At 63.5% G+C, this 16468-nt stretch carries 2 protein-coding genes; both read right to left on the bottom strand.

Annotated features, from left to right (window positions below):
* Nucleotides 1-73: 73 nt before the first annotated feature.
* On the bottom strand, nt 74-15637 hold the full coding sequence (locus ACIPZE_RS02440; protein WP_400771075.1) for a non-ribosomal peptide synthetase: 15564 nt from the start codon (nt 15635-15637) through the stop codon (nt 74-76).
* Nucleotides 15638-15732: 95 nt separating this feature from the next.
* Nucleotides 15733-16468: hypothetical protein (locus ACIPZE_RS02435; RefSeq protein WP_400771072.1), on the bottom strand; the 736-nt coding region annotated here is incomplete at its 5' end.

Here is a 16468-nt window from a genome sequence, read left to right as displayed (position 1 = left end):
TCGCCAGCGCCTTGCGTTTCTCGGGAGAAAGCGCGCCTACCGATTCAATCAACTGCTGCATGCCGTGGTCCTCTTAGGAAATCAGTTTTTCAAGTTCATCTGCTGATAAACGATTGAGAGCCTCCAAGGATTTAGCCAAAACATCATGAACGGGCTGCAAATCGGGTTGCAGGGCTTGTACGGCATCGCTGAACGCGGCCAGATCGGCACTGCCGAACAGGCTCGCCAGCGGGATTTCAAAGCCCAGCACTTCGCGCAAACGCAGCACCACCTGGGTCGCCAGCAACGAATGGCCGCCGAGTTCGAAGAAGTTGTCAGTCAGGCTCACCCGCTCGAGTTTCAGCACGTCGCCCCAGACTTCGGCGATCTGCTGTTGCAACGCGCTGACCGGCGCCACGTAGGCGCCCTGCAACAGGTGCGCGTCCGGCTGCGGCAAGGCCCGCCGGTCGAGCTTGCCGTTGGCCGTCAGTGGCAGGCTGTCGAGCAGCAGCAAGTGCGCCGGCACCATGTAATCCGGCAGATTGCCTTTCAGCGCCTGACGCACCTGATCGCGCCATGCCCCCTGCTCCGCTGGCTCTACCGCCTGCGTCGCCACGAGGTAGGCGACCAGTTGCACGCCACCGGCGCCCGGCTGATCGAGCACCACCGCCTGACGGATGCCCGGCACCGCCAGCAGTTGTGCTTCGATTTCGCCCAGCTCGATGCGGAAACCACGGATCTTCACCTGATGGTCGATGCGTCCGGCGTACTCGATCCGGCCATCGGCGCAATAGCGCGCCAGGTCGCCGGTGCGATACAGCCGCTCACCATTGCCGCTGAACGGGTTCGGCACAAAACGCAAGGCACTCAGGTCGGCGCGGTTGAGGTAACCGCGCGCCAGCCCGGCACCGCTGACGTGCAGTTCGCCGATGCACCCCTTGGCCACCGGATTCAGATCGGTGTCCAGCACGTACCAGGACAAGTCCGGGATCGGCTCGCCCAACGGGCTGCCCGCCTCGTTGTGCAAGTCCGCCAGTGACAACGGCCGGTAGGTGACGTGTACGGTGGTTTCGGTGATGCCGTACATGTTGATCAGTTGCGGCGCGCTGTCGCCGAAGCGCTCGAACCATGGCCGCAGGCTCTTCACTTCCAGCGCCTCACCGCCGAACACCACATAGCGCAGCGACGGTTGCGCGGTCTGCCGCGCATCCGTGGCCACCTGCATCAGTTGCTTGAACGCCGAAGGCGTCTGGTTCAACACCGTGACCTGCTCGCGGCAGAGCAAGGCATAGAACTCTTCCGGCGAACGGCTGACCGCGTGCGGCACGATCACCAGACGCCCGCCGTGCAGCAGCGCCCCGAAAATTTCCCAGACCGAAAAGTCGAACGCGTAGGAATGGAACAGCGTCCAGCTGTCCTGCGGGCCGAAATTGAACCAATGCTCACTGGCAGCGAACAGGCGCAACACCTGTTGATGCGCCAGCAGCGTGCCCTTCGGTTTACCGGTGGAACCGGAGGTGTAAATCACATAGGCGAGGTTATCGCTGTCGACTGTCACCTGTGGATCGCAGGTCGGGTAATCCGCCGGTTCCTCGCCCAGCAGCAAGGTCTCGACCGCTGCCGGCAAGTCCACGTGCGCCAGCACCCCAGACTGCATCAACAGCAGGCTGATGCCGCTGTCTTCGACCATGTATTGCAAACGCTCGGCCGGGTATTGCGGATCGAGTGGCAGGTAAGCGCCGCCCGCCTTGAGGATCGCCAGCAAGCCGACAATCATCTGCAGCGAACGCTCGGCTGCCAGACCGACCAGCACGTCCGGGCCAACGCCACGCGCGATCAACGCATGGGCGAGGCGATTGGCGCGGCTGTTCAGCTCGGCGTAGGTCAGTTGCTGCTCGTCGAGGGTCACGGCAATCGCTTGCGGTGAGCGCTGCACCTGCGCTTCGATCAACTGATGCAGGCTGGCGGTTTGCGCGAAGGCCGCGCTGTGGCGATTCCAGTCCTGCAAGACCGCTTGCTGCTGCGCGGCATCCATCAGTTGCACGCGGCTGATCGATGTCTCTGTCGACGCCTGGCTGAATTGCAGCAACAGGTGCTGCATCTGCTCGGCCATCTGCGCGATCAGCGTCTCGCTGAAGTGCTGGCGCGCATAGGCAAACTGCAACGACAGCGTATCGCCCAGGTCCACCAGCACGGTCAGCGGCAGGTTGGTCTGCTCGTGGCTCGACACCTGACCGAAGCGCATGCCTTGCGGCGCGCCCTTGTCCAGAGCCTCGGAGACCGGATAGTTTTCGAACACCAACAGGCTGTCGAACAGGCCTTCACCGCCCTGCCCGGCCCAGCGCTGAATGTCGAACAACGGCGTGTGTTCAAACTCGCGCAATGCCAGGTTCTGCGTCTGCAAGGCTTGCAGCCATGCACCCAACGCCTGCTCCGGACGCGGTGCAGCGATCACCGGCAAGGTGTTGATGAACAGACCGATCTGTTGCTCGACACCCGGCAAATCCGCCGGACGCCCCGACACCGTCGCACCGAAGGCGACGGCGGATTGCCCGGTGTAGCGTTGCAACAGCAACAGCCACGCACCTTGCACCAAGGTGTTGACGGTGACCTTCTGGCGCCGGGCGAATTCGCTCAGGCCACGGGTCTGCTGGCTGTCGAGCAACTGGGTGTGGTTGGCATGCCCGTGGCTGTCGAGCGGCGTGTGATCCGCCGAGACGCGGGCCAGCAAGGTTGGCTCGTCAAGCAGGCTCAGTTGGCCTTTCCAGAAGGTTTCAGCCGCAGCGCCGTCCTGGCGTTGCAGCCAGCCGATGTAATCGCGATAGCTGCCGACACGCCCTGGCAAGGCCTGGCCGCTGTAGCGTTGCAACACTTCACCGAGCAGCTGCGAATTACTCCAGCCGTCCATCAGGATGTGATGGCTGGTGTAGATCAGCTCATGGCAATCATCGGCCGTCTGCACCAGCACCAGACGCAACAACGGCGCCGCGCTCAAGACAAAACCCTGCTCGCGTTCGGCACTTGCCAGATCTTCCAGCGCCTGCGCCTGTGCGGCCTGGCCGCGCCAGTCGTGCACGCTGAATGGCAGCACGGCATGGCGCTGCACCACTTGCACCGGTTGCTCTTGCTCACTGGTCCAGAGGAAACCGCTGCGCAGCACCGCATGCGCCTGCACGGTGGCTTGCCAGGCGTCACGGAAACGCTCGACATCCAGGCCCTGCACGCTGACGCGCATCTGGTTGATGTAGTCGCCACTGCCTTGCGCGAACAAGCTGTGGAAGAGCATGCCCTGCTGCATCGGCGACAGCGGATAGATGTCCTCGATGTCACGGGCGCTGAGGCCCAGACCGTCCAGTTGCGCCTGCTGCAGCGCGGCCAGCGGGAAGTCCGACGGTGTGAAGCCGCCGTGTTCGCCGCGCAGGCAATGCTCGACCAGCAAGCTCAGCTCGCTGGTGTAGTCATCCGCCAGGCGCTGAATGCTCGCCTCGTCGAACATCTCGCGACTGAAGCTCCAGTCCAGACTCAACTCGCCGCCATACACCTGACCGTTGAGCGACAGCCAGTTGCTCAGTGGCGCGCTGTCGCTTTGTTCGGCGCCGGATTTTTCCGTGGCCGGGACAAACAGCGAGCGCTCGTCGAACTGGCTGTCGAACTGGCCGAGGTAGTTGAAGGTGATGCGCGGCATCGCCACTGCGCCGAGTGCCGCTTGCGTTGCGCTGTCGCCCAAATGGCGCAGGGCACCGAAGCCCAGGCCTTTGTTCGGCACGCCGCGCAGTTGCTCCTTGATCGCCTTGATCGAGGCGCCGAGATCGCTTTGCGGGGTCAGGCGCAACGGGAACAGACTGGTGAACCAGCCGACGGTACGGGTCAGGTCTACGTCGTCGAACAGCTCTTCGCGGCCATGGCCTTCGAGCTGAATCGAGGTTGCCGGTTGCCCGCTCCAGCGGCAGATCACCCGTGCCAGCGCGGTCAGCAGCAGGTCGTTGACCTGGGTGCGATAGGCGCTCGGCGCGTCTTGCAGCAGTTGCCGGGTCAACGTTGAGTCGAGACGGCTCTGGACAATCACCGCGTGACGGTTTTCCAGGCTGCCGTCAGGGTTGTCACACGGCAACTCGGCCAGTGCGCCCTGCTCTTTCCAATAACCGAGTTCGGCCTGCAACGGCGCGGTCACGGCGTAGGCTTGCATGCGCTCGGCGAACACTTTGAAAGCGCTGGTCTTCAACGGCAATTGCACGGTTTGCCCGGCCACGGACTGGCCGTAGGCGCTTTGCAGATCTTCCAGCAGGATGCGCCACGAAACACCGTCGACCGCCAGGTGATGGATCACCAGCAACAGGCGTTGCGAGCCATCCGCCAGATGCGCCAGTACCGCGCGCAGCAATGGCCCGTTTTCGATGTCCAGCGAGCGCTGGGCTTTTTCGCACAAGGCCTCCAGCGCAGCCGCGTCGGCGACATCGGCTTGCCAGAGCACACTGGCTTGCGGGTCCAGCGGCAGGTGCAAGGCATCCCAGCCGTGCGCCGAAGCTTCGAAACCCAAACGCAAGGCATCGTGATGTCCGAGCAAGGCCAGCAAGGCCTGCTCCAGCGCTAGTGCATTTAACGCCTGCGCCGGACGCAACAACAGCGACTGGTTCCAGTGCGAACGCTCGACAATCGCCTGGGCGAAGAAGTCATGCTGGATCGGCAGCAGCGGCGTCGCGCCACGCACCGGGCCTTGATCGATGACGGCCAGCGCTTCCGACTGCCGCGCGACCCGCGCCAGATCCTCGACGGTCTGATGCTGGAACAGCTCTTTGGCGCTGAAGTGAATGCCCGCCGCACGTGCGCGGCTGACCACCTGAATCGACACGATGGAATCGCCGCCGAGTTCGAAGAAGTTTTCGCCGATGCCCACTTGCGTGAGTTTGAGGACGTCTTGCCAGATCGCCACCAGCGCCTGCTCCACAGCATTGCGCGGCGCCACATAGCTGGCTTGGGCAGTGTTGAAATCAGGTTCCGGCAGCGCCTTGCGGTCGAGCTTGCCGTTCGGTGTCAGCGGCAGTTGCTCAAGGAACATCAACTGCGCCGGCAGCATGTATTCCGGCAGGGTTTCCTTGAGCCATGCACGCAGCTCCTGATCCAGCGCTGCTGCCTGCGGTTGGCTGGCGCTGACCACGTAACCGACCAATTGCGTGCCATGGCCGCTGTCGCGCGCCACCACCACCGCTTCGTGTACGGCGTGGTGCGCCAGCAGGCGTTTTTCGATCTCACCCAACTCGATACGGAAGCCGCGCACCTTGATCTGATGGTCGACCCGACCGAGGTACTCGATCTGGCCATCGGCCTGGTAACGCACCAGGTCACCGGTGCGGTACATCCGCTCACCGCTGGTGCTGAACGGGTTCGGCACATAGCGCTCGCAGGTCAATTCCGGGCGCAACAGATAACCCCGGGAAAGCCCGGCGCCGGCCAGGTACAACTCACCGACCACACCCAGCGGCACCGGTTGCAGACGCGCATCGAGGACAAAACTATCGGTGCCCGCCAATGGCCGGCCGATCGTGGCCTGACCACCGGCCTCACGCCGCACATAAGTCGAGTACGTGGTGTCTTCGGACGGACCATACAAATCGTAGACATGCAGCAGCGTCGGCTGACCGTACAGAGCATCGACCAGCGACTGTTTCAGCGGTTCGCCGGCGAGGTTGATGATGCGCACGCTCGACGGAATCTGCCCGGCCTGTTGCAACGCGGCAATCGCCGACGGCACGGTGTTGATCAGGCTGACCCGATCGCGCGCCGGCAGATCCGGCAGCTCCAGCGCGTTTTGCGCGAGAACGAAGAAACCGCCGCCGGCCAGGGTGACAAACAGTTCCCACACCGACAGGTCGAAGCAGATCGAGGTCGATGCCAACACGCCTTGCAAATCGGCCTGGCTGTAGACGCCATGCGCCCACTGGATCAGTGCCGCAGCGTTGCGATGGGTGATCGCCACGCCCTTGGGCTTGCCGGTGGAGCCGGAGGTGTAAATCACATAGGCGAGGTTGTCCGCGCCGCTCACTGGCGGCAGATTGCCGACGTCCGGCAGATCATCCGCCTCCGGCGCCACCGCCAGCACGCGCAGGCCCGGCGTCGCCAGCGACGACAATTCACCATCGACACCCACCAGCAACAACGCGGCGCGGCTGTCTTCGAGCATGTAGCTCAGACGCTCGGCCGGGTAGCTCGGATCGAGTGGCACGTAGGTGCCGCCGGCCTTGAGCACGGCGAGCAAGGCGACAATCATCTCCGTCGAACGGGGCAGCGCCACGCCAACGCGCACTTCGGCGCCCACGCCATAGTCGCGCAATTGCAGCGCGAGGCGATTGGCGCGGTTGTTCAACTGCCGATAGCTCAACTGTTGTTCGCCGAAGATCATCGCCAACGCATCCGGCGTGGCCGCAACTTGCGCCTCGACCAGCGCCTGCAGAGTGTGATCGGTCGATTCTGGCAGTTCATGGCTGTTCCAGTCGGCCATGATCAGTTGCTGCTCGGCGTTGTCAAGCAGCGGCAGATCGCCGATGCACTGCGATGCCTGGCGGCTGACCGCGCGCAACACATTGAGCCAGTGCCGCGACAGCTGCTCGACGGTCTCGCGCTTGAACAGATCGGTGGCGTAAGTCAGCGATGCGGCCAACCCGCCTTGCACTTCTGCGGTGTCCAGCGTCAGGTCGAACTGCGCCGCCGCACTGTCCCAGGCGATGCCTTCGATGTGCAAATCCGCAAGCAAGCTTGGCTGACGCTCAAGGTTCTGGTGATTGAACAGCACCTGGAACAATGGGCTGTGGCTGAGGCTGCGTTGCGGTTGTACCGCATCCACCAGTTGTTCGAACGGCAGGTCCTGATAAGCCTGCGCGTCCAGCACCGCCTGGCGAACCTGCTGCAGCAATTGGTCAAAACCGTGCTGCGGTTCGATCTCGGCACGCAGCACTTGGGTGTTGACGAAGAAGCCGATCAGGCCTTCGGTTTCCAGGCGATTGCGGTTGGCCACCGGCACGCCGACACGAATGTCACGCTGCCCGCTATAGCGTTGCAGCAAGGTCTGGAACGACGCCAGCAAGAGCATGAACAAGGTCACGCCTTCACGTTGCGCCAGAGCATTGAGTTCCTGCGCCAGATCGGTTGGCAGCGCGAAGTCGAAACGCGCGCCACGGAAACTCTGCTGAGCCGGACGCGGGAAGTCGAACGGCAACTCCAGCACCGGCTGCTCGCCACCCAGGCGCTCGCGCCAGTAGGCCAGTTGGCGGGCGCTTTCGCCGTCGTTCATCCATTGACGCTGCCACACGGCATAGTCGGCGTACTGCAACGGCAACGCCGGCAGTTGTGCATCGCGGGCCTCGCTGAACGCGCCGTACAGGCGCACCAGTTCATCGACCATGACCTGCATCGACCAGCCATCGGAAATGATGTGGTGCGCAGTGATGACCAGGACGTGATGGCTGCTGCTCAGTTCCAGCAACAACACCCGCAGCAACGGCCCGTTGAGCAGATCGAACGGGCGCTGGATTTCCGCTTCCACCCGCGCCTTGAGTTGCGCCTCGCTGGCCTGCGGGTCGAAGCTTGCGCGCTCGATCAGCAGGTGTTCGGCCGGGCGAATCACTTGCAGGGTTTGCGTCGACTCTTCGACAAACACCGTGCGCAGCGATTCGTGACGCGCCACCAGCGCCTGGAAGGCCTGATCCAGCGCGGCGCTGTTCAGCGTCCCGCGCAGATGCAGCGCGGTCGGCACGTGATACGCCGCACTGTCCGGCTCCAGCTGCCAGAGGAACCACTGGCGTTCCTGAGCGAAGGACAATGCCATCGGCTCACCACGCGGCAGTGCAACCATTGGCAGCGTGTGGCTGGTTTGCAGTTCGGCACAAGCCTTGGCGAAACCGTCGAGGCTTGGCTGTTCGAACAACACGCGCAGGGGCACGTCGAGTTTCAGTTCATGGCGCACCCGCGAAATCACTTGGGTCGCCAGCAACGAGTGGCCGCCGCGCTCGAAGAACTGATCGGCGAGACCGATCGGCGCCACTTGCAGCACCGCTTCCCAGATCGCTGCCAAGTCTTGTTGCAGCGCGGTGTGCGGCGCCACGTAGGCGTATTGGCTTTGATGCAGATCGACCTTCGGCAATGCCTTGCGATCGAGCTTGCCGTTGTTGTTCAGCGGCAGCGCCGCCAGCAACAACAGATGCGCCGGCACCATGTATTCCGGCAGCGCCTGGCGCAGCACGCTTTTCAGTTGTTCGAGCCACGCCGCTTGCAGCGTTGCTTCTGCCGTGAACAACGCCGCGTCCGTGGCAACCACATACGCCACCAGTTGCGCGCCGCCCGGGCCATCCTGTGCAATCACCGCTGCCTCGCGCACCTGTTCAAGGGCTTGCAGGCAGGCTTCGATTTCGCCCATTTCGATGCGGAAACCGCGAATCTTCACTTGATGGTCGATACGCCCGACGTACTCCAGCGCACCGGCCGCGTTGTAGCGCGCGAGGTCGCCGCTGCGATACAGGCGAGCGCCCGGTTGCGTGGCAAACGGATCCGGCAGGAAGCGTTCGGCAGTCAGCGCCGGACGATCGAAGTAGCTTTGCGCCAGGCATGCCTGTGCACCAATGCACAATTCGCCGACGCCGCCGGCCGGCAACAGTTCACCGGCCGCGTCCAGCACGTACAACGCGCGGCCGGCGGTGGCCTGACCGATCGGAATGCCGAAGGTGTCGCTGGCATCTTCCAGGCGGCAAGTGTGCACGCTGGAAACCACGGTCGCTTCTGTCGGGCCGTAGGTGTTGATCAGGCGCACATGGCCCTGACCGGCTTCGTGCCACAGGCGCAAGCCTTCCACCGACATTGCCTCGCCACCGACGTGGACCTGACGCAACTGGCCGAGACTGGTCACCGTGCCATTGGCGCATTCGCGCGCCAGCAAGTACCAGTAAGCCGCCGGCAAGTCCGCCAGAGTGACGTTGTGCGCGACGATTTCCGCGGCCATTTGCCCGGCGTCCCATGGATCGTCGCCGCGCATGATCAGCGCCGCGCCGACACACAGCGGCGGGTAGCACTGCTCGACAAAACCGTCGAAGCTGAAGGTCGCGAATTGCAACACGCGGTCTTCGGCGGTCAGCGCCGAATATTCGGCGGCGGTCTGGCAGAACTCGCGCAAGGCGCCATGATCGATCGCCACGCCTTTCGGCTGGCCGGTGGAACCGGAGGTGTAGATCACATACGCGAGGTCGGCGGGCACCGCTGTGTTGTGCGGATCACTGTCGCAATAGCCAGCCAGTTCAGCGTCCAGATCAACCATGTTCAGGCGCGCCAGGCTATCCGGCAACGGCAGATCGGTGAGCAGACCGGCTTCGCACAGCAACAGGTCGAGACGGCTGTCGTCGATCATGTAGGCGAGACGTTCGGCCGGGTATTTCGGGTCGAGCGGCACGTACGCCGCGCCACTCTTGAGCACCGCCAGCAGGCTGACGATCAGTTGCGGGCCACGGCGCATCGCCAGACCGACACGCTGCCCCGCCGTCACGCCCTGCGCCAGCAGACGATGGGCCAGACGGTTGGCCTGGGCGTTCAGCTCAGCGTAACTCAGTTGCTGCGCACCGACCTGCAAGGCCAACGCATGCGGGGTGGCGGCGGCCTGCGCGGCGAAGCGCTGATGCACCAGCGCGTCACTGCGCAGATGCAGGTTCAGCGGCTGACTGGCCGCCAACACGGCGGCGCGGCCAGCGTCATCGAGCAGTTGCAAGGCGCCCAGACGGATGTCCGGCGTCGCGACCATTTGCGCCAGCAGGTGTTGCAGGTTGCCGCTCAGTTGGGCGATTTGTGCAGCGCTGAAGCGCGCGGCGTCGTAGCTGAATTCCAGGCTCAGGCCCGCCGCCAGTTCGATGCCGAGGGTCAGCGGATAGTTGGTGCGCTCGTGGTTGTGCATCTCGCCGAACGACAGACCGGCCGGGGCTCCACGCTTGAGCGCTTCGGCCACCGGGAAGTTTTCGAACACCAGCAGGCTGTCGAATAGCGCCGTGCCCTGTTGACCGGCCCAACCCTGAATATCGTAGAGCGGCACGTGTTCGAACTCGCGCATGCTCAGGTTCAAGGCTTGCAGTTCGCCCAGCCACTGGCCCAACGACTGCTCCGGCGAAGCGCCGCAGACCATCGGCAAGGTGTTGATGAACAGGCCCAATTGCTGCTCGATGCCCGGCAATGCCGCCGAACGCCCGGCGACCGTGGCGCCGAACGCCACGCAATCCTGACCGGTGTAACGTTGCAGCATCAGCCCCCACGCCGCTTGCATCACGGTGTTGAGGGTGACTTTCTGCTGGCGGGCGAAATCCGCCAGAGCACGGGTGGTCTGTTCGTCGAGTGATACTCGCAGCTCATCACTGCCGTGGCCGTCGACCGGCGGACGCAGCGCTTCGGCGAGCAGGGTCGGCGTGTCCAGCGGCGCCAGCGCAGCCTTCCAGAACTGCTCGCCGGCACTCGTCGATTGCTGTTGCAGCCAGCCGAGGTAGTCGCGGTATTGGCCCAGCGGTTTGCCCGGCGCGTGGCCGGCGTAATGCTGGATCACTTCGGCGAGCAATTGCGCGTTGCTCCAGCCGTCCATGAGGATGTGATGGCTGGTGTAGATCAGGTGCCAGGCATCCGCATCGGTGCGCACCAGTTGCAGACGAAACAGTGGCGCTGCGCTCAACTCGAAACCGCGCTCACGCTCGGCGTCGGCCAGCGCATCTAGGTCGGCGTCGGCCTGCTCGAGCACCTGCAATTGCAGCTCGACCTGACGATGGATCGCCTGATGCGCGCTGTGCAAACCCAGCCAGTGGAAACTGCTGCGCAAAATGTCATGCCGCGCCAGCGCCGCTTGCCATGCCTGGGTGAAACGCGTCAGGTCGAGGCCGTGGATATCCAGGCGCAACTGGTTGATGTACGCACCGACCTGCGGCTCGTACAGAGTGTGGAACAACATGCCCTGCTGCATCGGCGACAGCGGGTAGAGATCCTCGACAGCCGCCAGGCTCAGCGGCAGTTCATCGAGCTGCTGCTGGCTGACCTGCGCCAACGGGAAGTCGGACGGCGTGGCCTGGCCGGCCGGCGTCGCGCAGCAATGTTCGATCAACGATTTCAGTTCAGCGGTGTAGGCAGCGGCCAACTGCGCAATCGTTGCGGCATCGAACATCTGCTCGCTGAAGCCCCATTGCAGCGCCAGTTCGCCGCCATACACCTGGCCTTCCACGGTCAGCCAGTTGGCCAGCGGCGCGCGCTCATCCTGCGCCGTGCCGCTGCGCTCGCGGGCCGGCTCCCAGAGGGCTGCCTCGTCGAACTGGCGATCGAACTGGCCGAGGTAGTTGAAGGTGATGCGCGGCGGTGTCAGCGCTGCCAGCGCCTGTTGCGCCGCCGGTTCACCGAGATAACGCAACAAGCCGTAACCGAGGCCTTTGCCCGGTACCCCGCGCAGTTGTTCCTTGATCGCCTTGATCGACGCCGCCAGCGTTTCGGCCGGTTGCAGGCTGACCGGGAACAGGCTGGTGAACCAGCCCACCGTGCGGGTCAGGTCGAGGTCATCAAACAGGTCTTCGCGACCGTGGCCTTCCAGTTGAATCAAGGTCGAAGGCTGTCCGCTCCAGCGGCAGATCACCCGCGCCAGTGCGGTCAGGAGCAAATCGTTGACCTGCGTGCGATACGCCGCCGGGGCGCTTTGCAGCAACTGCCGCGTCGACTCGCTGTCGAGGCGCACTTCGATTTTCTGTCCGAAACGATTTTCCAGACTGCCTTGCGCACGCTCGCACGGCAGTTCGGCGCGCGCCGCTTGTTGCTGCCAGTACGGCAATTCTGCGTGCAGTTGCGGCGCGTACTCGTGCAAGCGTTCGGCCCAGGCCTGATAGGCGCTGGTGCGCGCCGGCAGCACCACACCGCCGCCGCTTTCCAGTTGCGTGTAAGCCTGTTGCAGATCTTCCAGCAACAACCGCCACGACACGCCGTCCACCGCCAGGTGATGAATCACCAGCAACAGGCGTTGAGTGTTGTCGGCCATCTCCACCAGCATTGCCCGCAACAATGGACCGTTGTGCAAATCGAGGCTGCGCTGGGCTGCATCGCACAACCCGGCGAGCGCCTCCTCACCATCAGCCTGACGCAGCCACAGACCGGACTCGCTGACGACGTCGGCATAGGTTTGCTGCCAGCCTTGTGCGTCCTGGTTGAAACGCAGACGCAAGGCATCGTGCTGATTGAGCAATTGGCTCAGCGCACGCTCGAGCAATGGCGCCTGCAACGTCTGCCGTGGCGTCAGCAACAGCGATTGGTTCCAGTGCCCACGCACCGCCATCGGCTGCTCGAAGAAATAATGCTGCACCGGCGTCAGCAATACCGCACCCGTGGCTGGCGCCTGATCCTGCGTGGTCTGCTGTTCGAAGCTGGCGACCAGCGCAAGGCTGCGCACGGTCTGGTACTGGAACAGATCCCGTGGGCTGAGACGAATCCCGGCCTGACGGGCACGGCTGACCACTTGAATCGAGATGATCGAATCGCCGCCCAGCTCGAAGAAGTTGTCTTCCACGCCAATGCGCTCGGCGCCCAGCACCTGCTGCCAGATCGCCGCGAGGGCGGTCTGCATCGCGTCCTGCGGTTCGACGAACGCTTGTTGCACCGCCGCTTCCGGCTCGGGCAAGGCGCGGCGGTCGAGTTTGCCGTTGGCGGTTACCGGCAATTTGGCCAGTGGCATCAGGTAGGTCGGCACCATGAATTCCGGCAGGCTGCCGAGCAGCCAGGCTTTCAGGGTCTGCTGCCATTGCGCCTCGGGCTCGGCACCTTCCAGCACCAGATACGCCACCAGATGCTTGCCGCCCTGCACCAGCACCACCGCTTCACGAACCAGCGGATGCTGGGTCAGGCAGGTTTCGATTTCACCGAGTTCGATGCGCAGGCCGCGCAGCTTGACCTGATGATCGAGACGACCGAGGTATTCGATCACGCCGTCGGCACGCTGGCGCACACGGTCACCGGTGCGATAGAGGCGCGCGCCGTCGTGGAACGGGCACGGCACAAAACGCTCGGCGGTCAGCGCCGGGCGACGGTGGTAACTGCGCGCCAGACCGGCACCGCCGAGGTACAACTCACCGGCAACACCGGCCGGCACCGGGCGCAATTGCGCGTCCAGCACGTGAGTGCGCAGGTTGCCGATCGGTTCGCCGATCGGCACGCTGTCGGCGCCTTCGTCGACGCACGTCCAGTGGGTGACGTCGATGGCCGCTTCGGTCGGCCCGTAGAGGTTGTACAAACCGGCGTTCGGCAGTTTGGCGAACACCTGCAACTGCGCGTCGAGCGGCAATGCTTCACCACTGCAAACGATGCGTTTGAGGCTACTGCACGCCTCGACGCCCGGCTCATGAATGAACGCCTGGAGCATCGACGGCACAAAGTGCAGCGTGGTGATTTGATGACGGCCGATGGTCTCGATCAGGCGCGCCGGTTCACGGTGTTCGCCCGGCGCCGCTACCACCAGACGGGCACCGCTCATCAGCGGCCAGAAGAACTCCCAGACCGACACGTCGAAACTGAACGGAGTCTTTTGCAGCACCGCATCGCGGTGATCCAGGCCGTACGCTTGCTGCATCCAGCACAAACGGTTGACCAGCGCCGCATGGCTGTTGCCGGCGCCTTTCGGTTTGCCGGTCGAGCCGGAGGTGTAAATCACATAAGCGAGGTTGAGGCTGTCCATCGCTACCGCTGGACGCGCATCGCTGTAGCGCTCCAGCCAGTCGCCGTCCTGATCGAGGGTGATGACGCTTACGCCTTGGGTCGGCAAGCGTTCGAGCAGACTGCTCTGGGTCAACAGCAAGGCAATCGCGCTGTCTTCGATCATGTAGGCCAGGCGTTCCTGCGGGTATTCCGGGTCGAGCGGCACGTAGGCGCCGCCGGCCTTGTGGATCGCCAACAGGCCGACGACCATTTCAATCGAGCGCTCGAGCGAAATGCCCACCAGCACATCCGGGCCGACGCCTTGCTCGCGCAACAGATTGGCCAATTGATTGGCCCGCGCCTCCAGTTGCGCGTAACTCAATTCGACGTTGCCGAACACCAGCGCCGTGGCGTCCGGCGTGCGCAGTGCCTGCGCCTCGATCAACTGGTGCATGCAGTGTTCGGTCGGGTAGTTTTGCGCGGTGTTGTTCCAGTCGTGGACCAGCACTCGCACTTCGTCGGCATCGAGCAGCGGCAGTTCGCCGATACGCTGAGAAGCATCGCCGACCATCGCCTGCAACAGGCGCGTCCAGTGCCGCGCCATGCGCTCGATGGTCGCGGCGTCGAACAGGTCGCTGGCGTAGGTCAATGCCGCACGCAGCTTGCCGCCCTGCTCATAGGTATCGAGCGTCAGGTCGAACTGGGTGGTGCGGCTCTGCCAGTCCAGCGCACTCAGCTGCAGGCCGGAGGCGGTGGTCAGCGCAGACATATCGGCGACTTGCGGCTGATGGTTGTACATCACCTGGAACAGCGGCGTGTGGCTGAGGCTGCGCTCAAGCTTGAGCGCTTCGACCAGACGCTCGAACGGCAGATCCTGATGCGCCTGCGCCCCCAGCGCAGTGTCTTTGATCGCGCGTAGCAATTCATCGACGCGGGTCTGGCCATCCAGTTCGGTGCGCAGCACTTGGGTGTTGACGAAGAAGCCGATCAGTCCTTCGACTTCCGCGCGGTTACGGTTGGCGATGGGCACGCCGACGCGGATATCGTTTTGCCCGGTATAGCGATGCAGCAACACGTTGAAGGCGCCGAGCAGCAACATGAACAAGGTGACGTTGTGTTGGCGCGCGGTGCTGCGCAGTTGCTCTGCCAGTTCAGGGTCGAGGGCGAATTCATGGCGGGTGCCGCGATAGCTTGGCATGGCCGGGCGCGAGTGATCGGTCGGCAGTTCCAGCACTGGATGCTCGTCACCCAGACGCGCCTGCCAGTATTGCAGTTGCCGCGCCTGCTCGCCCGCTTCCAGCCAGCGGCGCTGCCACAGGGCATAGTCGCTGTACTGGATCGGCAGCGCCGGCAGTTGCGGCTCGGCGCCAGCATCATGGGCGTCGTAGCAATGGGTGAACTCGTCGATCAGGACGTTCATCGACCAGCCATCGGAAACGATGTGGTGCAGGGTCAGCAGGAGGACGTGTTCCTGCTCGGCGAGTTGCAGCAACTTGACCCGCAGCAACGGCCCTTGCGCCAGATCGAACGGCAACACGGATTGCGCCTCGACCTCGCGCAGCACCGCCTGCTCACGGGCTGCTTGCGGCAGATCGCGCAGATCAATCTGCTCGACGCGCAATGGCACGCTGGCCGGCACTTGTTGCAAGCGATCATCGGCCTGGCGCTCGAACACGGTGCGCAGGGTTTCGTGGCGCGCCACCAGGCTTTCGAACGCCTGCTCCACCGCTGCCTTGTTCAAACGCCCCTTGAGCCGCACCGCGCCGGGCAAGTTGTACGCGCCGCTGTGCTGATCCAGCTGCCAGAGAAACCACATGCGCTGCTGGGCGTAGGACAACGCCTGACGATCCTCGACCTCGACACCGGCGGGTATCGGGAACCGGGAAAAATCCACCCCTTCCTTACTCAGGGCGGCCAGAAACATCTGGCGCTTTTCCAGGGGCAACCCGATAAACCGGCGAGCGAGTTTCAAGGAGTCTTCAGCATTCATTTCTTAGCATCCGGATCAGTAGGCAGGAAGCACAAAGGCACGTCGTCCCTATAAAACGAATCCAGACCGGAAAAATTAGCGAATGAGAACAACTGTCAGGCGGGAGGCAAAACGCGGATTTCCCCATCGCCCGGCACAGCCCCGGTAGGAGCTGTCGAGTGCAACGAGGCTGCGATCTTTTGATTTTGGAAGAACAGGATCAAAAGATCGCAGCGTGCCGCAGCTCCTACAGAAGACCGTGCCGCTTGCCCGACACCCAACCCTGCAGGAGCTGTCGAGTGCAACGAGGCTGCGATCTTTTGATCTTGGAAGAACAGGATCAAAAGATCGCAGCGTGCCGCAGCTCCTACAGTAGACCGTGCCGCTTGCCCGACACCCAACCCTGCAGGAGCTGTCGAGTGCAACGAGGCTGCGATCTTTTGATTTTGGAAGAACAGGATCAAAAGATCGCAGCGTGCCGCAGCTCCTACAGAAGAGCGTGCCGCTTGCCCGACACCCATCCAGGTAGGAGCTGTCGAGTGCAACGAGGCTGCGATCTTTTGATTTTGGAAGAACAGGATCAAAAGATCGCAGCGTGCCGCAGCTCCTACAGGAGAGCGTGCCGCTTGCCCGACACCCATCCAGGTAGGAGCTGTCGAGTGCAACGAGGCTGCGATCTTTTGATCTTGGAAGAACAGGATCAAAAGATCGCAGCGTGCCGCAGCTCCTACAGGAGAGCGTGCCGCTTGCCCGATACCCATCCAGGTAGGAGCTGTCGAGTGCAACGAGGCTGCGATCTTTTGATTTTGGAAGAACAGGATCAAAAGATCGCAGCGTGCCGCAGCTCCTACA

It is taken from the genome of Pseudomonas sp. NPDC089741 (assembly GCF_044748825.1).
Taxonomy (GTDB): domain Bacteria; phylum Pseudomonadota; class Gammaproteobacteria; order Pseudomonadales; family Pseudomonadaceae; genus Aquipseudomonas; species Aquipseudomonas helmanticensis.
This window is presented reverse-complemented; position numbering and strand designations above follow the sequence as displayed.

Coding starts and splice junctions, on each gene's coding strand:
- ACIPZE_RS02440 (WP_400771075.1), bottom strand. CDS start 15,637: ATGAATGCTGAAGACTCCTTGAAACTCGCTCGCCGGTTTATCGGGTTG.